This is a genomic window from Neisseria montereyensis (genome assembly GCF_024834045.1).
GTDB classification, from domain to species: Bacteria; Pseudomonadota; Gammaproteobacteria; order Burkholderiales; family Neisseriaceae; genus Neisseria; species Neisseria montereyensis.
Map to the genome: position 1 here is coordinate 418,243 of NZ_JANUXW010000001.1, position 22,605 is coordinate 440,847.

18 protein-coding genes and 2 tRNA genes are annotated in these 22,605 nt (G+C 47.4%); 9 read left to right on the forward strand and 11 right to left on the reverse strand.

All coding sequences use genetic code 11. The annotated features are described in order from the left end of the window. Positions 1–216: 216 nt before the first annotated feature. The gene (locus NXS09_RS01865) at positions 217–417 is read right to left on the reverse strand and encodes a hypothetical protein (RefSeq protein ID WP_259290860.1); all 201 of its coding nucleotides are present in this window, start codon (positions 415–417) and stop codon (positions 217–219) included. Between the two features lie 397 nt (positions 418–814). Here NXS09_RS01865 and glyA point away from each other — a divergent pair, with 397 nt between their 5' ends. Continuing rightward, positions 815–2,065, forward strand: a complete 1,251-nt coding sequence (gene glyA / locus NXS09_RS01870) for a serine hydroxymethyltransferase (protein WP_259290861.1) — start codon at positions 815–817, stop codon at positions 2,063–2,065. A 124-nt stretch (positions 2,066–2,189) separates the two neighbouring features. Here the strand turns inward: glyA and NXS09_RS01875 are convergent, their stop codons facing one another. Then, positions 2,190–3,056, reverse strand: a complete 867-nt coding sequence (locus tag NXS09_RS01875; protein ID WP_259290862.1) for a phosphatidylserine decarboxylase — start codon at positions 3,054–3,056, stop codon at positions 2,190–2,192. 155 nt (positions 3,057–3,211) lie between these two features. On the opposite strand from NXS09_RS01875, the gene NXS09_RS01880 reads away from it, so the two are divergent. From NXS09_RS01880 to NXS09_RS01890, 3 genes are all read left to right on the forward strand, one after another. Then, complete coding sequence (locus NXS09_RS01880) at positions 3,212–3,955, forward strand: pseudouridine synthase (protein WP_259290863.1); 744 nt, start codon at positions 3,212–3,214, stop codon at positions 3,953–3,955. A 170-nt stretch (positions 3,956–4,125) separates the two neighbouring features. Further along, on the forward strand, positions 4,126–5,481 hold the full coding sequence (xseA, locus tag NXS09_RS01885; RefSeq protein ID WP_259290864.1) for an exodeoxyribonuclease VII large subunit: 1,356 nt from the start codon (positions 4,126–4,128) through the stop codon (positions 5,479–5,481). Between the two features lie 19 nt (positions 5,482–5,500). Then, positions 5,501–5,842, forward strand: a complete 342-nt coding sequence (locus tag NXS09_RS01890; RefSeq protein ID WP_259290865.1) for a glycine cleavage system H protein — start codon at positions 5,501–5,503, stop codon at positions 5,840–5,842. A gap of 89 nt (positions 5,843–5,931) precedes the next feature. Here the strand turns inward: NXS09_RS01890 and waaF are convergent, their stop codons facing one another. Next, positions 5,932–6,942: a lipopolysaccharide heptosyltransferase II gene (gene waaF, locus NXS09_RS01895; RefSeq protein WP_259290952.1), complete on the reverse strand. Its 1,011-nt coding sequence runs from the start codon at positions 6,940–6,942 to the stop codon at positions 5,932–5,934. 486 nt (positions 6,943–7,428) lie between these two features. On the opposite strand from waaF, the gene gloA reads away from it, so the two are divergent. Together gloA and NXS09_RS01905 are read left to right on the forward strand one after the other, a co-directional pair. Next, entirely contained in the window at positions 7,429–7,842 is a 414-nt protein-coding gene (gene gloA / locus NXS09_RS01900; RefSeq protein ID WP_259290866.1) for a lactoylglutathione lyase, read from the forward strand. Positions 7,843–8,015: 173 nt separating this feature from the next. Beyond that, complete coding sequence (locus tag NXS09_RS01905; protein WP_259290867.1) at positions 8,016–8,648, forward strand: thermonuclease family protein; 633 nt, start codon at positions 8,016–8,018, stop codon at positions 8,646–8,648. 102 nt (positions 8,649–8,750) lie between these two features. On the opposite strand, the gene NXS09_RS01910 is transcribed toward NXS09_RS01905, so the two are convergent. The 6 genes from NXS09_RS01910 to NXS09_RS01935 form a co-directional block, all read right to left on the reverse strand. Then, positions 8,751–9,785 (reverse strand): formylglycine-generating enzyme family protein, encoded by a 1,035-nt coding sequence (locus NXS09_RS01910; protein WP_259290868.1) that lies wholly within the window; start codon positions 9,783–9,785, stop codon positions 8,751–8,753. A gap of 782 nt (positions 9,786–10,567) precedes the next feature. After that, positions 10,568–12,028, reverse strand: coding sequence for a S41 family peptidase (locus NXS09_RS01915; RefSeq protein WP_259290869.1), 1,461 nt, complete (start codon positions 12,026–12,028; stop codon positions 10,568–10,570). A gap of 220 nt (positions 12,029–12,248) precedes the next feature. Next, positions 12,249–13,619, reverse strand: a complete 1,371-nt coding sequence (locus NXS09_RS01920; protein WP_259290870.1) for a murein hydrolase activator EnvC family protein — start codon at positions 13,617–13,619, stop codon at positions 12,249–12,251. A 242-nt stretch (positions 13,620–13,861) separates the two neighbouring features. Continuing rightward, positions 13,862–14,485: an NAD(P)H-hydrate epimerase gene (locus tag NXS09_RS01925; protein ID WP_259290871.1), complete on the reverse strand. Its 624-nt coding sequence runs from the start codon at positions 14,483–14,485 to the stop codon at positions 13,862–13,864. A gap of 151 nt (positions 14,486–14,636) precedes the next feature. Next, positions 14,637–14,723, reverse strand: a tRNA-Leu gene (locus tag NXS09_RS01930). A 64-nt stretch (positions 14,724–14,787) separates the two neighbouring features. Further along, positions 14,788–14,874 (reverse strand) — tRNA-Leu (locus NXS09_RS01935). 74 nt (positions 14,875–14,948) lie between these two features. Between NXS09_RS01935 and rnr the strand changes: the two genes are divergently transcribed. Then, positions 14,949–17,315, forward strand: coding sequence for a ribonuclease R (gene rnr / locus NXS09_RS01940; RefSeq protein ID WP_259290872.1), 2,367 nt, complete (start codon positions 14,949–14,951; stop codon positions 17,313–17,315). A gap of 112 nt (positions 17,316–17,427) precedes the next feature. Here the strand turns inward: rnr and tadA are convergent, their stop codons facing one another. Next, a complete protein-coding gene (gene tadA / locus NXS09_RS01945) occupies positions 17,428–18,156 on the reverse strand; it encodes a tRNA adenosine(34) deaminase TadA (protein ID WP_259290873.1) in 729 nt (242 codons plus the stop codon). Between the two features lie 345 nt (positions 18,157–18,501). Between tadA and NXS09_RS01950 the strand changes: the two genes are divergently transcribed. Both NXS09_RS01950 and tkt read left to right on the forward strand, forming a co-directional pair. Continuing rightward, positions 18,502–19,065: an NADPH-dependent FMN reductase gene (locus NXS09_RS01950; protein WP_259290874.1), complete on the forward strand. Its 564-nt coding sequence runs from the start codon at positions 18,502–18,504 to the stop codon at positions 19,063–19,065. Positions 19,066–19,289: 224 nt separating this feature from the next. Beyond that, the gene (gene tkt, locus NXS09_RS01955) at positions 19,290–21,281 is read left to right on the forward strand and encodes a transketolase (RefSeq protein ID WP_259290875.1); all 1,992 of its coding nucleotides are present in this window, start codon (positions 19,290–19,292) and stop codon (positions 21,279–21,281) included. A 99-nt stretch (positions 21,282–21,380) separates the two neighbouring features. Here the strand turns inward: tkt and mltG are convergent, their stop codons facing one another. Continuing rightward, positions 21,381–22,376: an endolytic transglycosylase MltG gene (gene mltG, locus NXS09_RS01960; protein WP_259290876.1), complete on the reverse strand. Its 996-nt coding sequence runs from the start codon at positions 22,374–22,376 to the stop codon at positions 21,381–21,383. Between the last annotated feature and the right edge of the window lie 229 nt (positions 22,377–22,605).

A 22,605-nucleotide genomic window follows, 5' to 3' on the forward strand; every position in this document is an offset into this window, starting at 1 on the left:
AAAGCTAATTTTACAATTAAGAATGATTATCATAGTAACTTTGATAAAATGTAGCAATATGATAAAAGTATTTTTTCATAGTAATGGTTTTTTATAAGGTATGTTAATGTGTGGTTAACAGAATAAGACTTATCAAAAATCATGATATAAAACATGCCCGATGAATTATAAAATTCATCGGGCATGTTTTATGGTTTTGTTATAATTAATTTATGATTAATGTTTTGAATCTGAAAAAAATAAAGATGTTCTATTTTCTTCATATTCTTTTTGTTTTACCGGGTCTTTAAATTTGGCTTCCAATAAGTTTTTGCGGCTGAAAGTTTGACTAATGTTTTGTTTTATTTCAGGATTTTCCTGAATGTAATACAGCCCACCGATAAGTAATGCGGCAATAATCACAACGGTTTTATTCATAACATTTTCCTTTTACATCTTGGCCGGTTGTTTTTTGATTTATTTATAAAAGGATAAAGCAAATGTCATAAGTGAGTTGGGTTTCTATTCCCGACGGTATCTTTCAAGTGTTCGATGGAAGATATGTAACTTTTGAAATTATTATGATATTAAATATAAATAATATTGAATTTATTTGAATGGATAAAATCGGGGTAGTTTGTGTGACTGTTTTTGATATTTGGTTTTTATATATAAGGTCGTCTGAAAAGTTTCAGGCGGCTTTATATATTGCGCCCTGCTATATGAGTTAATTTTGTTGACAATATCGGATTTTTTCATCCGCTATCGCGCTAAATTCAGTTACAATAGCCAACATTTCCCGCCTATTTTTTCAACATTGCAAGGATTTCAGACCATGTTTTCAAAAAGCGTTACCATTGAGAAATACGATCCCGAACTGGCTTCAGCCATCGCCAAAGAAGTGCAGCGCCAACAAGACCACGTTGAGCTGATTGCCTCTGAAAACTATGTTAGCTGCGCCGTTATGGAAGCTCAAGGCAGCCAATTGACCAATAAATATGCCGAAGGCTATCCGGCCAAACGTTATTATGGCGGCTGCGAATATGTGGATATTGCCGAGCAACTGGCGATTGACCGCGTGAAAAAATTATTCGGTGCGGAATATGCCAATGTGCAGCCGCATTCCGGTTCGCAAGCCAACCAAGCGGTTTATGCTTCGGTATTGAAACCGGGCGATACTATTTTGGGTATGAGCTTGGCACACGGCGGCCATTTAACGCATGGCGCATCAGTGAATATTTCCGGCAAACTGTATAACGCGATTACTTATGGTTTGGATGAAAACGAAGTATTGGATTATGCCGAAGTAGAGCGTTTGGCATTGGAACACAAACCTAAAATGATTGTGGCCGGTGCTTCTGCTTATGCTTTGGAAATCGACTGGGCGAAATTCCGTGAAATCGCCGATAAAGTGGGTGCTTATCTGTTTGTGGATATGGCGCACTATGCCGGTTTGGTTGCGGGCGGCGAATATCCGAATCCCGTGCCGTTTGCCGATTTTGTGACCACCACCACCCATAAAACCTTACGCGGCCCGCGCGGCGGCGTGATTTTGTGCCGTGACAATACTCATGAAAAAGCCTTGAATTCGGCGATTTTCCCAAGTCTGCAAGGCGGCCCGCTGATGCATGTGATTGCGGCGAAAGCGGTAGCGTTTAAAGAAGCCTTGGAACCTGAGTTTAAAGAATACGCCAAACAGGTGAAAATCAATGCGGCAGCCATGGCTGAGGAGTTGGTAAAACGCGGTTTGCGCATTATTTCCGGCCGCACCGAAAGCCATGTTTTCTTGGTGGATTTGCGTGCTAAAAACATTACCGGTAAAGCTGCCGAAGAAGCTTTGGGTAAAGCACACATTACCATCAATAAAAACGCAATTCCGAACGACCCTGAAAAACCATTTGTGACTTCAGGTATCCGTGTCGGCACGGCGGCGATTACTACGCGCGGCTTCAAAGAAAGCGATGCCCGTGAATTGGCTAATCTGTTGGCTGATGTGGTGGAAAACCCGAACGACGATGCAACCTTGCAACGCGTTGCCAAAGCCGCTACGGCGTTGTGCACAAAATATCCGGTTTATGGTGCGTAAGATTTAATATCGGATAAATTAAACCAAAGGCCGTCTGAAAACATTTTCAGACGGCCTTTATTTATCAAATGAATAAAACAACCGCCGTTGTGAAAAACGGCGGTTGTTTTGTTTCAGCCAAACTTTAATCTTTGGAAAATTCGTTTTCCACTGCTTGGCGGACTTTCTCGGCGGAAGCTTCGATATCGGTTTGGCTAACCTCAACCTTAGCCGTGCTTTCTGTTGCCGCTGTATCGAGCTGGGTTGTTGTCGCGTTTACGTTATCGGCTACCGGCGTAACGGTTTCTTCGGCTTGTTGTGCAGCGGAAGTATCCGCATTGGCATCAGCGTTTTCACTCGGTGCCGTGAGCGGTAAACGGGCGATAATGGTGCTGGTACCGCTGACTTTATCGCCAATGGCGACTTCGGCACGGGCATCGGTGGGCAGATAAACATCTACGCGCGAACCGAAGCGGATAAAGCCGTAACGTTCGCCACGGCGTAGGGAATCGCCGACTTGGGTATAGCATAAAATCCGACGTGCCACCAACCCGGCAACTTGAACGAAGGTTAATTCACGGCCGCTTACGGTGGTAGCCAATACGGCATTGCGTTCGTTTTCGGTGCTGGCTTTGTCTAAAGCGGCATTCACGAATTTACCCGGATTGTATTCAACGGCGGTTACCGTGCCGTCAATCGGCGAGCGTTGGGAATGAACGTTAAACACATTCATAAAAATACTGATTTTCAAGGCTTCGACTTGGCGGTAGGGGTCGGTTGCTTTTTCTACCACCACAATACGACCATCGACCGGGCTTAATACGGCATCTTTATCTTGCGGCGCATCGCGGCCGGGGTCGCGGAAAAACTGTAAGGCGAAAATGGTAAAAATCCAAAACGGCAGCGACCACCAGCAAGCAAAAATCGTTAATAAAATACTGACAACCAATCCGCCTATAATAAAAGGCCAGCCTTCTCGGGCAATAATCGGATGTGGGTAAAAACCGGACATAAATATTTCCTTATTGTAGTTAGTAACAGACGGACGTTTCGATTATAGCCGATACTTGCGAGAAAAGGAAAAGGCCGTCTGAAAAGCGTTAACCGCCGCTTATGGGCTATAATGACAGCCTTGTCCCATCAATCTTAAGGCCGTCTGAAAACATCATGTCTGATAAACCGCAAGAAACCGTCCGCTTATCCAAAAGAATGGCCGAACTCGGCTTGTGCTCCCGCCGCGAGGCCGACAGCTATATCGAACAGGGCTGGGTGAAAGTAAACGGCCAAACGGCTGTGCTCGGTCAGAAAGTGACCGCAGCAGACCGTATCGACCTTGATAAACAAGCCCATGAAAAACAAGCGCAACGGGTAACGGTTTTATTGAACAAGCCGGTCGGTTATGTGAGCGCGCAGGCGGAAAAAGGCTATCAGTCTGCCGCCGAACTGATTACGCCGGAAAACCATTGGTCGGGCGATACCAGCCGGATTCGTTTTCACGAGTCGCACCGTTACGGATTGGCGCCGGCGGGGCGGCTCGATATCGATTCGGTCGGCCTGCTGGTGTTGACGCAAGACGGGCGTGTGGCCAAGCAACTTATCGGTGAAGACAGTACCCGTGATAAAGAATATCTCGTTCGTGTACGCGGTAAACTGAGCGACGAAGGTTTACGTTTGCTGAACCACGGCTTGAGTTTGGACGGTGAAAAACTCAAACCGGCCAAAGTGGAATGGCAAAATGAAGATCAATTGCGCTTTGTGTTGCAACAGGGTAAAAAACGCCAAATCCGCCGCATGTGCGAGTTGGTCGGGCTGCGCGTGGTCGGTTTGAAACGCATCCGCATCGGTAAAGTCAAATTGGGCAAACTACCGCCGGGGAAATGGCGTTATCTTGCCCCGAATGAAAAATTTTAAATTTCAGACGGCCTACTGGTGATATCGATTTCAGCAACGATTGTTATCTGCAAATATGGATAATGAGGTTTCAGACGGCCTATACGCTAGAAAAAGGCCGTCTGAAACTGTGTTGGTTGTCGTGTTATTCCATATATAATCTTGTTTTTTCCAAATATAGTTAATCCGCCATGTCCGAATTGTTTGCCCCTGCCGCCGTTTCCGTTTCCGAATTGAATGCTTTGGCCAGAAGTTTATTGGAAGAGAATTTATTCGGCTTATGGGTGGCGGGCGAAGTGTCGAACCTCACCCGCGCCGCCAGCGGCCATTATTATTTTTCCTTGAAAGACAACCGCGCCCAAGTGCGTTGCGCTTTATTTAAAGGAACGGCGGCAAAGTTGGCCGCACCTTTGAAAGAGGGCGACCATATCGAGTTAACGGGCAGAATCGGCATTTATGAGGCGCGCGGCGAATTTCAGATTACGGTAAGCGATGTGCGCCTGAAAGGCTTGGGACAGCTATACGAGGCGTATGAGAAATTAAAAGCCAAGTTGCAGGCCGAGGGTGTTTTTGCCGCCGAGCGTAAAAAAGCTTTGCCCGAACATCCGCGCCGTATCGGTATTGTCACCAGTTTGGCGGCTGCGGCATTGCGCGATGTGGTATCCACCTTAAAACGCCGTGCGCCGGATATTCCGGTGATTGTGTATCCGACGCCGGTTCAGGGAGCAGGCAGCGAACATCAGATTGCGCAGGCGATTCAGACGGCCTCAGATAGGGCGGAAACGGATGTGCTGATTGTGTGTCGCGGCGGCGGCAGTATTGAAGATTTATGGGCGTTTAACGAAGAGCCGGTGGTGCGGGCGATTGAGGCTTGCAGCATTCCGGTGGTGAGCGGGGTGGGGCATGAAACGGATTTTACCTTGGCCGACTTTGTGGCCGATGTCCGCGCGCCGACGCCGACGGGGGCGGCGGAGTTAGTCAGCCCCGACCGTATGGAATCCATCCGCAAATTGGAACACGCCCAAGGCCGTCTGAAAACGGTATTGGCGCAACGTTATTACGATGCCAGCCAAAAATTGGATTGGCTGGCCCGCCAAATCAGGCATCCGCAGCAGAAATTGGCCGAGCAGCGCAATCAGGTGGCGGCGTTGAAACAGTTATTGCATACAGGCATGTCGAACCGCTACCGCTTTCATGCACAGCAATGGGTGCGCAGCCGTCAGGCACTGGCTTATCTGAAGCCCGATATCGCCGCCGCACGCCGTGACGTTTTGCTGTTTCAGACGGCCTTAAAACAAAACCGGCAAACTTTGTTGGATAACCGCCGCCAACGTTTAGAAAAACAGGCGGTATTGCTTGAAGCGGTGTCGCCGCAACATATTTTGGAACGCGGTTTCAGCGTGGTGAAAAACAGCCGCGGGCAAGTGATACGCAATGCCCATGTGTTGAAACAGGGGCAGAAACTGCACATTACCTTTGCCGACGGGGAAGCCGATGTTCGCGTAACCAGCGAACACAAACAACCTGATTTGTTTGATTATTCTTAGATGTTTGAGAAGATAAGAAATGAGTGTTCCTTTTGGATTAACCATAAGCTACGATGCCGAAAATAAAACTTTTACCATAGTTGATTTAAGCCGTGCGGCTGTTTTGGATTTGTACGATTATCTGGAGCCATTGTTTGAGGAAACTTGGCCGTATACCCCTAATTCCGATAAAGACTATGCAGGTCGTTTTGTCGGTTGTTTTATTGGCGGAGTAATGCCCTTTTATCACCTGCCTGCCGCCGAATACCGACAAGCCTGTCAATGGGTGGCCGAGGCGGTGGATAAGCTGGAATCCCTTAAACCCTATAAGTCCGATTTAATAGCCGCTTTGCAAGCCGACCCACGTTACAAGGCCGTCTGAAACCAAAATCGACAAAAACGCGCTTTTTAGCGCGTTTTTGTCTTGGGAATCCTTATTATTTTGTCCCTTTTCTTGCCCGAGTTATATGTTTAATCAATGGATTGCATCGCTTCTTGAACGATATCCGGCGTGAGTTTATTTAAGCAATCGGTGTGCCCCAACGGGCATTCGCGTTTGAAGCACGGCGAGCAATCGAGATTCAGGCTGACGATTTTGGCAGTATCGCTCAACGGCGGCGTATGGTCGGCGCTGGACGAACCGTATACCGCCACCAGTTTTCGACCCAAGGCGGCCGCAAGGTGCATCAGGCCGCTGTCGTTACACACCACCGTATCGGCGCAGGATAATAAATCAACCGCTTCCGATAAACTGGTTTTGCCGCATAAATTAATACATTGGCCGTCTGAAAGGCTATTGATTTCTTCGGCAATCGGAAAATCTTTTTGCGAACCGAACAACCAAATCTGCCAACCGCGATCAGCATATCGGCGCGCGAGTTCGGCAAAATGTACCGCCGGCCAGCGTTTCGCCGGGCCGTATTCCGCGCCCGGGCAGAATGCCAATATCGGTTTGTCGGTGTGCAAGCCGTGTTGATTTAATGCCGCCTGTCGGCTGGCCGGGTCGATTTGGAAAAGGGGGTTATCGGAATGCCCGTTAAAATCGGCTTGAGTGGGATAGGCCAGCGCCGTGTAGCGGTCAACCATCAACGGCAAAGCCGCCTTATCGAGTTTGCGAATATCATTTAGCAGCAGATAGCGGGATTCGCCCACATAGCCCGTCCGCCGTTTGATACCGGTTGCCGAGGCAATCAGAGCCGATTTCAGCGAACCGGGCAACACAATCACCCAATCATAACCACGTTTCCCCAAAGCCCTGCCGGTTTGAATCCGTTTACGCAGTTCCAACGCACCATGCCCGAACGGGTTTTCAAACACCTCATGAATCTCAGGCATACGTTCAAAAACGGCCATCGACCATTTAGGGGCGAAAACATCAATGGTAGAGCCGGGATACAGTTCGTGAAGACGACGGTATAGCGGTTGCGTCATCACGCAGTCGCCAATCCAGCTGGGGGAAATAATCAGAATTTTTTTAGGCATGGTGGTTTGTAGAATTTTATTCACGCCATTTTACCGTTAAATCGGTATATCCGTAAAAAGAATCATCGGTATGCGATAGCTTTTCAGCATGGATTGATTGCCAGCCGTCTGAAATCTTTCAGACGGCCTTGAATATTGGAAATACAAATACGGCAACCAATTATTACCATGTGTAGGGGCGGATTATATATCCGCCCGTTGTTTGGGATTGTGCCATCGGCAAAATATAACCGTGATTGCGTGGGGTTGGCATATGCGGTAGAGGGTTACATTGTCGAATAGGCAGACACGGGCGGATATATAATCCGCCCCTACATTGATGATTATTGATTGAACAGGCCGTCTGAAAGATTTCAGACGGCTTCTTGATAAGCAGGGTTAGCAGCCCGATTATGATAAAATACAGCCAAACAAAATTAGGCATTCTGCCTAAACCACTATGCCTTATATGAATGAAAAAGATGATATTTATGAAAGGAACACACTATGAGAATGCTTCATACCATGTTGCGTGTCGGCAATCTGGATAAATCATTGGCATTTTACCAAGATGTTTTGGGCATGAAACTGCTCAGAAAAAAAGATTATCCCGATGGCAAGTTTACTTTGGCTTTTGTCGGCTACGGTGAAGAATCCGATACGACCGTACTTGAGCTGACGCATAACTGGGATACCGATGGCTATGATTTGGGCAATGCATTCGGCCATATCGCCATTGAAGTAGACGATGCTTATGCCGCTTGCGAAAAAGTGAAACAAAAAGGTGGTAAGGTTACCCGCGAAGCCGGGCCGATGATGCATGGCACAACCGTGATTGCTTTTGTTGAAGATCCGGACGGCTACAAAATCGAATTTATTCAAAAAGGTAGTGGCAGCGATTCGGTTCATTATCAATCTTAAATTATTTGTCGTGGTTTATATAAATAGGCCGTCTGAAAGGTTTTTCAGACGGCCTATTAAGGCCATAAGTAGGGGCGGATTAAATATCCGCCCGTTGTTTCGGCATCGGCCCGGGCGGATATGCAATCCGCCCTTATATCGTTAATAGTCAATAAGGTTTTTAGAAGGTATTCATGAAAAAGCGTGGTTTGATTATTTTATGTGTTTTAGCGGGAATGTCTTTTTTAGCCAAGGCGGAGGATTGGGCTGAGTGGTTGTCAAAAGGTCGGCAAATAGCCGAATCTGTCGGCATTTTTCAAGAAAAGTCGCAAAATATTCAACAATATTCGGGCAAGGTGGTAAAGGTATCCGATGGTGATACGGTTTGGGTTGTCGATTCAGACGGCCTCAGGCACAAGATTCGGTTGGCCTATATTGATGCTCCGGAGTCTCAGCAGGCGCACGGCAAGGCGGCGCGGGATGCATTAAATGCTTTGGCTTATGGAAAAACGGTTGAGGTTTGGGTGTTTGATCGCGACCGTTATAAACGGGAAGTGGCCCAAATACGTTTAAACGACCGTGATTTGAATCTCGCACAAATAGAGCAAGGGCATGCTTGGCATTATGTATCGATTGCCAAACGCCAACAGAGTGAAACGGGTTATGCGCTTTATGCCGCAGCCGAAATGAATGCGCGCTATCATAAAAAAGGATTATGGCGGCAACGAAATCCGCAAGCACCGTGGGATTTTCGCCGTCGGGAACGGGAAAAGCAGGAATCGGCAGGGAATAAATCAGGGCGTGAAAATAATAAGAAAAACCGTTAGCAGCTTATTGACCACTTTATCAATATATTCATTGCACTCATGAGGCGTAGTGCAATGAATATATTTTTATCAATTGATTATATTTAATATTTCAACAACTGATTAACCTGCACAACGAAAGCCGATATGACGATGCCCACGATATGGCAGATTAGAAAAGCCGTTGCGGTGGGTGGCGGTTAATGTGTCGGCATTGGCATCATACATATAATCGCCGCCACGGGTAACACGGTCGTCAAGGCTGTCGGCGGATTCGCGTCCGTCGTCGGCATTGTAGGGGTAGGGGCGCAATAATGAGGATGTCCATTCCGCTTCGGAGCCGCTCATATCCAATGCGCCGAACGGCGATGCGCCTGCCGGACGGCTGCCTACTTCGCTGGTAAAGCCGGTACGCCCGGATACGAATACGCGGCTGCTGTTCGGCGTGCTATTGCCCCAAGGATATAAACGGGCATCTTGGCCGCGTGCGGCGGCTTCCCATTCCACTTCGCTCGGTAAGTGGCCGCCGCGCCATTCGCAATAGGCGCGTGCCCCCGCCCATGTCGATTCGGTAACGGGATGGTTGGCATAGCCTTCGTTTACAACAAATTTACCGTTTTGATAGCCGATGCGGGCTTGCGGATCATCTAAGGCAATAATGGGATAAAGGCCGCTGCTGCGTGTTTCTTCCATGATCAGGCGGACGCTTTCCGGCGGTAAGTCGTCGCGGGTGGCATATCCGCCTTCAAAGTTTTTGTTAACGGCAATATTCATGGCGTTGAGATATTCGGCAAAAGCGGCATTGGTTACTTCGGTACGGTCGATTTTAAAAGCCGGTAGGGTAACCTGATGCGCCGGTTTTTCGATAGCGGGGCCGTTATTGCGGCCGATGGTGTAAGTACCGGCGGGAATGCTCACCATATTTTGTACGGCTTGTGCCGATTGCGGAGCAGTTTGCGGGCTGAACGGTGTGGTGTCGGGCTTGGCAAATGTGGGCGGATGGTCGCTAGATGTTCGGTTTTGTCCGGCCGAGCTGGCATTGGCGTTTACGGGTGTCATGGCGGAATTGGTGGCTTCGGAGCAGGCAGATAAACTAATGATGCTGATGGCAAGTATGGTTAGTGCGGTTGTATGGGATATAAAAGGGGTGCGTTTCATACGGCCTCCTAAAGTCGTTGCTTAAAATACGGTAAGGTGTTTTATGTTTCCCGCTTTATATGGGTGATTAATCAAATGGGTGGGTTTAATCATATAAAAATGATTTAGGGCTGTCTATACGGTAAAAGTAAAGCCGGTAGTTTAAGGTTGTTTGTAGGGGCGGATTAAATATCCGCCCGTTGTTGGAATTGTGCTATGGGTAAAATATAACCGCGATTGCGTGGCTTTGGCATATGCGGTAGAGGGTTGCATTGTCGATCGGCAGGAGCGGGCGGATATATAATCCGCCCCTACAGGCCGTCTGAAAACAAGCGTAGGTCGGATGCTGGTATCCGACAAAACGGTTGGCATGGTGTTAATGTCGGATTTGAGAATCCGACCTGCATGGGTTATAGATAGATAAGGCCGTCTGAAAGATAAGGTTTCAGACAGCCTTTTGTTATTAAGAAATGTTTGTAGGGGCGGATTGCATATCCGCCCGTTGTTGGAATTGCGCTATGGGTAAAATATAGCCGCGATTGTCTGGTTTGGGTATGTGCGGTAGAGGGTTGCATTGTCGATGGGCAGGAGCGGGCGGATATATAATCCGCTCCTACAGGCCTTCTGAAAACAAGTGTAGGTCGGATACTGGTATCCGAAAAACGGTTGGCATGGTGTTAATGTCGGATTTGAGAATCCGACCTGCATGGGTTATGGATAGATGAGGCCGTCTGAAAGATAATGTTTCAGACGGCCTGTTTGCTGTGATGATTACCGGTTAAGGCAATGCTTTCTTACTTCGATTAGCTGTCGCTATCTTCTTTTTTCGGCACCGGTTTTTTTGCTGCCAAACCGAGTGATTTTTGCCATTCGCCGGGTGACTTCACCAAATCCAAAGCTTTTTTCAGCTGTTCGTCTTTTTCAGGATTCGGAATACGGCGAGAAGATAAATCTTCGGGTTTTTTCTCTGTTTTTGGTGTTGGTTCGGTGGCACGGTTATTTTCTGTCGCCACATAGTCTTTGCTGGTAATATCCTCGCCACCGAGCGGGTTGCCGATATGGCCGATTAAATCTGCTTCATGGCTTTCAAACAGGCGGTCTTTGTCTTTCACTTCCACATCGGGAACAATACCTTGCGCCTGAATCGAGCGGTCTTTCGGTGTGTAATACAGGGCGGTGGTCAGTTTAACCGCGCTGCCGCCGGATAGAGGTAATACGGTTTGTACCGAGCCTTTACCAAAGCTTCGGGTACCGACAATCACGGCACGGCGGTGGTCTTGCAGTGCGCCGGCAACGATCTCGGAAGCAGAGGCTGAACCTGAGTTAATCAATACCGATAAAGGGATGCTTTTTAATTCGGGAGGCAAGCCGGCCAACGGGTCTTTGCCTGATGATGAAAACATATAATCATCAGGGGTGGCTTTCAGATTCATATTTTCTTTACCGTCGCGGCCTTTGGTGCTGACAACGGTGGCATCATGCGGCAAAAATGCGGCTGAAACACCAACTGCGCCGTTAAGCAGGCCGCCGGGGTCGTCGCGCAAGTCAAGTATCAAGCCTTTTAGCGGCACGCCTTTGTTTTCTTGCACTAATTTTTTGGCTGCTTCGTTTAAAGCCGGAACGGTACGCTCTTGGAATTGGCTGATACGGATATAGCCGTAGTCGGGCTCGAGCAGGTAGTTGCGCACGCTTTGTACTTTAATAATGGCACGGGTGATTTTCACGGTAATCGGGCTGCTGGCGTCTTTTCTGGAAAGTGTCAGCACGATATCGGTGCCGGGTTTGCCGCGCATTTTTTTCACGGCTTCGTTAACGGTCATGCCGCGTGTGGAAACGCCGTCAATCTTCACGATGAAGTCGCCGCTTTGTACGCCCGCGCGTTCGGCAGGGGTATCTTCAATCGGTGAGATTACTTTTACGAAACCGTCTTCGGCGCCGACTTCCATACCCAAGCCGCCGAATTCGCCGCTGGTGGACTCTTTCAGATCGGCATAGTCTTTTTTATTCATGAATTCGGAATGGGGATCCAAACCGGCAACCATGCCTTTCATGGCGCCTTCGATGAGGTCTTCGTCTTTTTTATCTTGATAATAATTGGCTTTAATCTGTCCGTATACTTCCGCCATAGTGCGGATGGATTGTACGGGCAAAGCATCGTCTTGTTTCTCATTCGCAGCGTAGCTTTGTACGCTGAGGCTTAGTGCAACACCACTGATGGCACCAAGTGTGTAGAGGGTAACTTTTTTCAAAGTGGCTTTAGACATCTTGTGTTTTCTCTTTCTGCTGTGTCGTCGGGTATCCGGACGTACTTTTTAAATAATAGCGAAACTTTATGTGATTTATCGGTTTCGGGCAATATCGAAGGCGTAAAAAAATGCTAATCAGGGTATGTTTTACAACGGTTTTCGGCAATAAATGGTTGGTTGTGTAACATACTGCTTTAATATTAAATTGTGGCAATTGCCGGTATTTCAAATACTACTTTTAACGTATCCATGATAAAGGGTTCATCGGTTGGCGGCGGTAGCGTATTTCTAAGTAAAGCCCTTTTTCCCCTGAGGGCAGGCTGCCGCTGGAGCCGATGGTCTGCCCTGAGCCGATATGGCTGCCGCTGCCGACGGAAAGGCTGTTTAAGCCGGAATAAACGCTAACATAATCATCACCGTGGTCGACAACAACGGTATTTCCATAGCCTTCGAGAAAACCGGCATAGGCTACGGTTCCGGCCGCTATGCTGCGAACCGCTGCGCCCGATGTGGCGAAAAAGACGCCTTTCCATGTGCCGCCGCCGGGGCGGGATTGGCCGAACCGCCCGGTAATGCTGCCGCCGACCGGACGGCGCAAACGTCCCTGCATGCGGCTGAAGCCGCCTTGATTAGTGTCGGCGGTTGCGGTGGGTTGTAAAGCACGGTCTTCCGCCGTGAGTGTGGAACGGGGTGTGCTAGGTGTCGGATTGCTTTTCGGCGTATTTTTCTTGGCGGTATTGGAACGGTTTTTAGGGGCGGTTTGATTTTGTACACGAGTATTTTTTTGTGCAGGTTTTGAGGCGGATGATTGGCGCGCTTTTTCGGCTGCGGCCAAGCGCGCTTCAGCGGCTTTTTTCCGCGATGCGGCTTCCTGCCTGCGTTGTTCGGCACGGCGTTTGGCAACATCGGCCAAGAGTTTGTTTAAGCGCTGTTCGTCGGCACGAAGATTGCTGATGCGTTTGGTTTGACTGTTGATTTGGGCGGAAAGCCTGTTACTTTCTTTTTGGGCGGCAGAACGGCTGCGGCCGAGTTTGGCCAGTGCGGCTTGTTTTTGGGCTTTGATTTTTTTGAGGCGTGCCAGCTCGGCATCAATGGCTTTTTCTTGTTGTTGCAGCTCGTTTTGTTGTCGGATTAAGTTGTTGATAACTTGTTCGTTGGCCGTATTGATATAGCGGCTGTATTGCAGATAACGGGCTTTTTGGCCGGGTTCGGCATTTTTGAGGAAGAGGGCGACGGCATTGGGCTGTTGGTTGCGGTATTGCCCGGCCAAAAGGCGGGCAACTTGTGCTTTGGTTCCGGTTACTTCGGTTTTGAGATGGTTTAATTCGTTTTGCAGTTTTTGCAGTTTTTGCCAAGTATTGCGCTGGCGGCGGTTGATGTCGGCCAGTTCTTTTTGTGCTTTGGCCAGCGCGGCACGGGTGCGTTCAAGGGTGGCGCGTGCGTTTTTCTGAGCGGCTTGTTTTTGTTTTAATTCGGTTTGGGCGGCACTAATGGCTTGTCTGATTTCGCGCAAATCGCCGGCAGCTTCAGCCGTGTTGTTTTGTGTGGCTGCCCAAGATGAGGCAGATAGGCAGAGTAGGCAGGCAAGCAGCAGCGGTTTGAACGGCATGGTGGGTTGGGCGATGGTTTATGAAAGCCGCAATTATAGCAAATAACTTTAACTATTCCAGCACCTTAGCAAATATGGTTCCTATTGCTGCCGAAAGGGGATGAAGATAGGCCGTCTGAAATCGGTTTCAGACGGCCTGATTGATGGTAACAGGAAAGATAACAAATACGGCTTGGTGATTAAAAACAATGGCATAAACCGGATTGTGTTATTTTTATTCGGATATAAACCTGTTTTAGCTTCTATAAAATATCAATGCATACGATTTTACCACATAGGGCTTTACCTGCCTCGCTTTGATGGGCGGGTTTATAAGCGGCGAAGGTGTAGGTAATGTCGGCATGGAATGTGTCTTTATCTGCTTCACCGGTGTCGCCGTTTAAACCGGTGGGGATATCCAAGGCTATTTTCAGGCCGTCTGAATGATTGAGTAAACGGCAGGCGGATGCTACTTGGTCGGGTAGGGCGCCGGAAAAACCGGTGCCGAAAATGCCTTCTATAATGATGTCGTAATCCGTATTGTCGAGTGTTTCAGCCAATCTATCGGGGCTGAGAAAACGGATATCCGGTAGGCCTGCTAGGCGGTTGCGGTTTAATTGGGCCAGCTCGGAAAGCTTTTCACTCAATATAAAGACAATATCCACTTGCCAATGATTTTTTTGCAAAACCCGTGCCATAACCAAGCCGTCGCCGCCGTTATTGCCTTTGCCGCAAACAATCAATACCCGCCCGGCCTGCGGGCGGCGGGTAAGTAGTTCGGCGGCTGCACGTTGACCTGCATTTTCCATGAGTTGTTCCAAGCTGGTGCCTGCTTCAACGGCGGCTTTTTCGTAACGGCGCATTTCGTCGGCGGTATAGACTTTCACGGTATTCTCCTTTTTATAGGCTACAATGGATTAGAGGCCGTCTGAACGCTTTCAGACGGCCTCTTGATTGTAATAGATTTTATAGTCGTTAATGAATAAATAAGGTAATTTCAGGCAATAAAAAATCCGGTATCAAACCGGAAATATCTGCTGGTGCCCAGGAGAAGACTCGAACTTCCACACCCGTGAGGATACCAGCACCTGAAGCTGGCGCGTCTACCAATTCCGCCACCTGGGCAATGCCATTTGAAATATGTTGAAAGAATAATAAAAACAGGTAAAATCAATGGGATTTGATTAAATGGTGCCCAGGAGAAGACTCGAACTTCCACACCCGTGAGGATACCAGCACCTGAAGCTGGCGCGTCTACCAATTCCGCCACCTGGGCTTTGCTTTAATCAATGCTTTACGCTAAAGTATCAACTTCATAAAGAGACGTGAATTATATATTTAAATGAAAGATTGTCAATCATAGAGATGAACAAAAATACTAAGTTTCTCAATTTAAGAGAGAAAGATCCTTTTCTGGAAAGAGAGCGTCAGCGCTACGAAAATCCGTTGCCCAGTAGAGAGTGGGTGATTGATATTTTAGAACAAGAAGGTGTGCCTTTAAAAATGGGCGCATTGGCGCAAAAGCTTTCGATTTCTAATGACGAATATGAATTTTTTGAACGCCGTATCAAGGCAATGGCCAGAGACGGCCAAGTTTTAATTAACCGCCGTGGTGCGGTATGTGTGGCAGATAAATTGGCATTGGTAAAATGCCGTATCGAAGCCCATAGAGATGGTTTTGGTTTCGCCGTCCCCCTCACTCCTATCGGTGAGGGTGATTTTGTTTTATATGAACGGCAGATGCGTGGGTTGATGCATGGCGATATTGTGACCGTACGCCCCGGCGGGGTTGACCGCAGAGGGCGGCGTGAGGGGCAGGTGCTGGATATTGTCGAGCGCGCGCAAAAGCAGGTGGTCGGCAGATACTATATCGAGCGCGGTGTGGCGATATTGGATCCTGAAGACCAGCGTTTAACGCAAAGCATCATATTGGAACCTGCCAGTTTAACCGAAATGAATCCGCAATCCGGTCAGGTTGTGGTGGCCGAAATTGTCAGCTATCCCGATGCACACCGTCCGGCCGTGGCCAAACTGATTGAAGTATTGGGCGACTATGCCGACAGCGGTATGGAAATCGAAATTGCGGTACGCAAACACCAATTGCCGTATATTTTCAGCGAGGCCTGTATGCAGGCGGCTGAGAATATTCCCGACCATGTTCAGGCTAAAGATTGGGATGAAGACCGGGTTGATTTGCGTGATTTGCCATTGGTAACGATAGACGGTGAAACCGCCCGCGACTTCGATGATGCGGTGTATGCCGAAAAAATCGGTCGCAACTATCGTTTGGTGGTGGCGATTGCCGATGTGAGCCATTATGTTCGGCCGGATGATGCCATTGATAAAGACGCGCAAGAGCGGGCAACCAGTGTTTATTTCCCGCGCAGAGTGATTCCGATGCTGCCGGAACGTTTATCCAACGGCATTTGTTCGTTGAATCCCGATGTCGAACGCTTATGTATGGTGTGCGATATGGTGGTAACTTATGCGGGCAATATTAAAGAATATAAATTCTATCCGGCCGTTATGCGCTCTAAAGCGCGGTTAACCTATACGCAAGTGTGGGAATGGCTGGAAAAAGGCGGCGATTATCCGCACAAACAGCAAATCGAAACCTTATATAAACTGTTTAAAATTTTGCAGAAAAAACGCCATCAGCGTGGTGCGGTCGAATTTGAAAGCCTTGAAACTCAGATGATATTTGATGATAACGGCAAAATCGAACGCATTGTGCCGGTTGTCCGCAATGATGCGCATAAGTTGATTGAAGAGTGTATGTTGGCCGCGAATGTGTGTGCCGCTGAATTTTTATTGAAAAACAAACATACGGCTTTATTCCGCAATCACTTGGGGCCGACACCTGAAAAGCTGGCTACCTTGCGCGAACAGCTCGGTTTGTTGGGTTTGCACTTGGGCGGAGGTGATAATCCCTCGCCTAAAGACTATGCCAAGCTGGCCGAGCAATTCAGCAGCCGCCCTGATTCCGAGTTGTTGCAGGTAATGATGTTGCGCTCGATGCAGCAGGCGGTTTACGAACCGGATAATAAAGGCCACTTCGGTTTGGCTTATGAGGCTTACACACACTTTACCTCACCCATTCGGCGTTACCCCGATTTAACGGTACACCGCGCGATTAAGGCGGTTTTAAAGCATAAAAAATATACGCCGAAATCTTGGCAGGCTTTGGGCGTGCATACCTCTTTCTGCGAGCGCCGTGCCGATGATGCCAGCCGCGATGTAGAAAATTGGCTGAAAACCTATTATATGCGCGATAAGGTTGGCGAAGTCTTCGGCGGGCGTATTTCGGGTATGGCCAATTTCGGTATTTTCGTAACCCTTGACGATATTCATATCGAGGGCATGGTGCATATCAGCGACTTGGGGGAAGATTATTTCAATTTCCGCCCCGAAATCATGGCCATAGAAGGTGAGCGCAGCGGCGTACGCTTTGGTATGGGCGATCGGGTTGTTGTGAAAGTCGCCCGTGCCGATTTGGATACCAGTAAGATTGATTTAACATTAATCAGCGGTGGTGAAAAATCCAATAAGCGCGGTAAAAAACCGAGTGATAAGGCCGCTAAATCTGCCAAAGGTAATCATAGCCATAATCATGCGGCGGCTAAAGACAAAACCAAAGGCAAAGGTAAAAGCAGTGAAGTCAAACACGGCGGCAAATCTGCGGCCAAAGCTAAACATAGAGGCAAGAAAAAACATTGATGTTTGATTGCCGGTTGGAATAAACCGATAAAAACCGAGCCATTTTTAATGGTTCGGTTTTTTTTTGATAACAAGATGATTAGGCTATAAGCAAGAAAATATGGTTATGAATTTAAGTCGATACCGAGCGTTTGTTATGGAAAAATTTTTGCAATATATCTTGGCTTTTGTCTGCCAGAATACCGCCCTTTATAGCTGTATGGCTGTTCAGACGGCGGTCGGCAAATAGATTGATAATGCTGCCGGCAGCACCGGTTTTCGGCTCTTTGGCACCATAAATCACACGGCGGACGCGTGCTTGAATCAATGCACTTGCGCACATGGTGCAGGGTTCGAGGGTCACATACACATCGCAACCGTCGAGACGGTAGTTTTGTAGTTTATGGCCGGCTTGGGCTAGGGCTGAAATTTCGGCATGGCGGCTGATATCGCAGCCGCTCACGCAGCTATTATGAGCAGCAGCAATCGGCTGCCTGTTTTTCACCACAACGGCACCCACCGGTACTTCACCGATTCGGGCGGATTCTTGGGCCTGTTGTAAAGCCAGTTTCATAAAATATTCCATTTCCTGCACGGGCGGGAAAATAGCAACCGGCGGATGTTGCCGAACACCTTCTAATAAAGCGGTTTTTTCAGACGGCCCTAAATCTTGCAAACGGATATTGTGCTGTATGGCAGCCAATTGCCATAAAGTGCTGCGGGTAATGGTCAGTCCGGCTGCTTTGAGTAATAAAAAAGCCGTTACCGCACTATGTTCTTGTAAATCAGCCAGTGTATAAATACCGATAGACTGTAAAGTTTCAAGCACTTTTTCAGTAAGAGGCGGATGGGTAAGCTGCATAAATGTGATATAGGCCGTCTGAAAGATAAGGAAAACTATTGTAATCTATGTGGGTGTGTTCAGCCATATTATGAATAGTTTGAATGGCAGAATGCTTTTTACAAATAAAATTCTTTATATTGCGGATAGGGTTGGGTGTTTGATTTGGTGGATTTGTCTTCTTTAAATTGATTTTTAAAATAATTGTTGCTTAGTTATCAATTTTTGAATCTTTTATAAATATTGATAATAATTATCGTTTGTAATAGAATGGACGATACTTGTCAGCATATATCTTTCTTCTAAGGTGGATAATGCTGATTTTCAACACACCCAAATTTTTACTTCGAGAAATGGATTATTAAAATGAAAAAAATAAGTATATTGGTCGGTAGCCTGCGCAAAGGCTCTTTTGCTAGAAAAATTGCAAACAACATTATTCCTATGTTTCCCAAAGATTGGGATGTCAAAATCGTTGAGATTCGCCACTTGCCCTTATACAATTTCGATTATGATGATCCGGAAGTCACAGATGTGACGCTGCCTCCGGAATACACAGAGTTTAGAGAAACCATCAAAGCATCGGATGGTATTTTCTTTGTCACTCCTGAAAATAACCGCAGCATTCCCGCCTGCTTGAAAAATGCGGTTGATATCGGTTCGAAACCCAATAGTGATGTGGCTTGGAAAAATAAACCGAATGGTGTTATCAGCCACTCCGTCGGCAAAATGGGCGGATACAGCAGCCAAAAGAATTTACGGCTTGCTTTATCTTATTTTGATATGCCGAGAGTCGGCCAACCTGAAATTTTCTTGGGCAACTCACCGACTTATTTCGATGATGAAGGTAATCTGAATGTAGAAAAAACCCGTCAGTTTTTACAAGACTATGTCACACGTTTTGTTGAGTTGGTAGAAAAACATTCATAAACAGAAATTGATAAACAGTAAACCCACTATATAGTGGGTTTTTTCATTGCTTATTCTTTATTTGTCTATCGCCGGATAATAGATGTGAAGAGTGGATTTCAAACAATCAAATATTTTCAGACGGCCTTGGTAAAATATTAAGGGATGTGAAGCTGCCTTGAAACAACAGTCGAATCAGGTGATAATCCAACCGTTCCCATTCTAAAAGAAACAAAGGTATTCTCATGGCTTCTCAACTGGCAAATGCTATCCGTTTTCTTTCTGCCGATGCAGTCCAAAAAGCCAATTCCGGCCACCCGGGTGCGCCGATGGGCATGGCTGATATGGCCGAAGTGTTGTGGCACGAATTTTTAAACCATAATCCGGCCAATCCCAAATTCTATAACCGTGACCGTTTTGTTTTGTCAAACGGGCACGCCTCGATGATTTTATACAGCTTGTTACATTTAACAGGCTATAACGTTTCGATTGACGACTTAAAAAACTTCCGCCAATTGCATAGCAAAACCCCCGGTCATCCCGAATATGGTTATACCGATGGTGTGGAAACCACTACCGGCCCGTTGGGGCAGGGGGTGGCTAATGCGGTGGGTATGGCGTTGGCCGAAAAACTGTTGGCGGCCGAGTTTAATAAAGATGGCTTGAATATTGTCGATCACTATACCTATGTATTCTTAGGCGACGGCTGCCTGATGGAAGGGGTTTCTCACGAAGCCTGTTCGCTGGCCGGTACGCTGGGATTGGGTAAACTGATTCTTTTGTATGATGATAATAATATTTCTATCGACGGCAAAGTGGACGGCTGGTTTACCGAAAATATCCCGCAGCGTTTTGAAAGCTACGGCTGGCATGTGGTGCCGGATGTCAACGGTCATGATACAGCCGCTTTGAAAGCAGCGATTGAAGCGGCGCGTGCCGAAACCGGCAAGCCGTCTATTATTTGCTGTAAAACCTTAATCGGCAAAGGTTCTGCCAATAAAGAGGGCAGCCATAAAACCCATGGCTCGCCTTTAGGTGCAGAAGAATTGGAAGCGACCCGTAAGCACTTAGGTTGGAATTATGGCCCGTTTGAAGTACCTCAAGAAATATATGATGCTTGGAATGCCAAAGAAAAAGGCGCCAAGTTGGAAAACGAATGGAACAAGCTATTTGCCGAATATAAAGCCAAATTCCCGCAAGAAGCCGCCGAATTTGTCCGCCGCATGAACAAAGCCTTGCCGGAAAACTTTGATGAATATGTTCAGACGGCCTTGAAAGAAGTCAACGCTAAAGCGGAAAAGATTGCTACCCGCAAAGCCAGTCAAAACAGCATTGAGATTTTGGCGAAAGTATTGCCTGAGTTTGTCGGCGGTTCCGCTGATTTAACGCCGTCTAACCTAACTGATTGGTCTGGTAGTGTATCGGTAAGCCGTGAACAAGGTGGCAATTATATCCATTACGGCGTGCGTGAGTTCGGTATGGCTGCGATGATGAACGGCATGACTTTGCATGGCGGTTTGAAACCGTTTGGCGCAACGTTTTTGATGTTTAGCGAGTATGCCCGCAATGCCTTGCGTATGTCGGCACTGATGAAAATTAATCCGATTTTTGTGTTCACCCATGATTCCATTGGTTTGGGTGAAGACGGCCCGACCCACCAACCGGTAGAACAAACCGCTACCTTGCGCCTGATTCCGAATATGGCCGTATGGCGTCCTTGCGATACGGTTGAATCGTTGGTTGCTTGGGCTGAAGCGGTGAAAGCAGTTGATCATCCGAGCTGCCTGATTTTCAGCCGCCAAAGCCTGCCGTTTATCCAACGCAACGAAGCGCAACTGGCCGATATCAAGCGTGGCGGTTATGTGGTGAGCAAAGCAACGGAAGGTGATGCGCAGGCGGTGATTATGGCCACCGGTTCGGAAGTAGAGCTGGCATTGAATGCGCAAACGGTATTGGCGGAGCAGGATATTTTTGTAAACGTGGTTTCCATGCCGTCAACCAATGTGTTCGATAAACAAGATGCGGCGTATCGTGAAAGTGTTTTACCGAAAAATTTACCGCGTATTGCCGTTGAAGCAGGGGTTTCAGACGGCTGGTATAAATATACCGGCTTAAACGGCGCTGTTGTCGGCCTTGATCGCTTTGGTGAGTCGGCGCCTGCCGAATTACTGTTTAAAGAGTTCGGTTTCACAATTGAACATGTTGTAAATACAGTGAAAACCGTATTAGAAAAATAATATTAGGGCATTTTATAATATTATAGTAGAGGCCGTCTGAAATCTTTCAGACGGCTTTATTTGTTCATTCATTATTAATCTGCAATATGGTGGATGGGTTTATTTTTTTAAAATATATTTTCGCACGGCGGCATTGTGTTCATCCAAAGTATGGCTGAATTGGCTTAATCCCGTACCATCCATTTTGGAAACAAAATATAAATATTTTTCAGCCGAAGGGTGGGCGGCAGCCTCTAAAGCAGCTTTGCCGGGTAGTGCAATCGGGGTAGGGGTTAGACCGCTGCGGGTGTAGGTGTTGTAGGGTGTATCGCGGCGTAAATCCGAGCGGCGGATACGGCCTTTATACTTGTCGCCCATGCCGTAGATAATACTCGGGTCTGTTTGCAGGCGCATACCGATGGCGAGGCGGTTGACAAAAACAGACGATACATGGCGGCGATCGTCTTCATGAGCGGTTTCTTTTTCAATCAGGCTGGCCATAATCAGCAGTTCATACGGATTTTTATACGGTAGCCCGCTTTGTCTTTCATCCCATGCGGCTTGTAAATTTTTTTGCATGGTACGGTAAGCGGTGCGGTAGATTTGCAAATCGCTGCTATCGGCATCGATATCATAACTGTCGGGGAAAAACAAACCCTCAGGGTTGGTACTTACGGCATCGGGGTCGATGGTTTGCAGCAGTTTTTCATCACTCCAGCCTTTGGTTTCATGCTCGATATCGTCGGTTTGGTTAATGATATTGCGCATTTGGGCAAAACGCATGCCTTCCACAATGCGGACGGTTACCGAGTCGGGGCGGCCGCTGCGCAGCCGTTGCAGAATCTGCCATGCGGAAACCTGCTTCGGCAGGCGGTATGAGCCCGTGTGCAGGCGGTTGTGTACGCCGAAAAGATAAGCCGTAGCCATTAGGGCATGGCGGCTGTATATCACGTTATTTTCATCCAAAGTACGGCTAACGGAAGACATACCTTGATTTTTTTCTACTTTGAGGCGGAAAGATTTATCGTTGTCTTTGGGGATAAACAATAAAACCGCCCAAACGGCAACCAGTACGATAAAGAGGCCGGCAAGCCATTTAAACAATTTTTTCAACATGGTAGGATTCGTTCTATTACAATTTCAATCGGCCGGTACAGCCGGAAAAACGGCTGCCGACGGTGGCAATACGGTTAAATTATTACCTGATAACCACATTTACGGCTTATTTCCGGATAAAAGGTTTTTTGATGGAATAAGCAGTCATGATTGCTCAATACTATCAGGCAGACGGTGCATTATAAAGTATTATTTAATAATGAGGCCGTCTGAAACGTAATATAAAGAA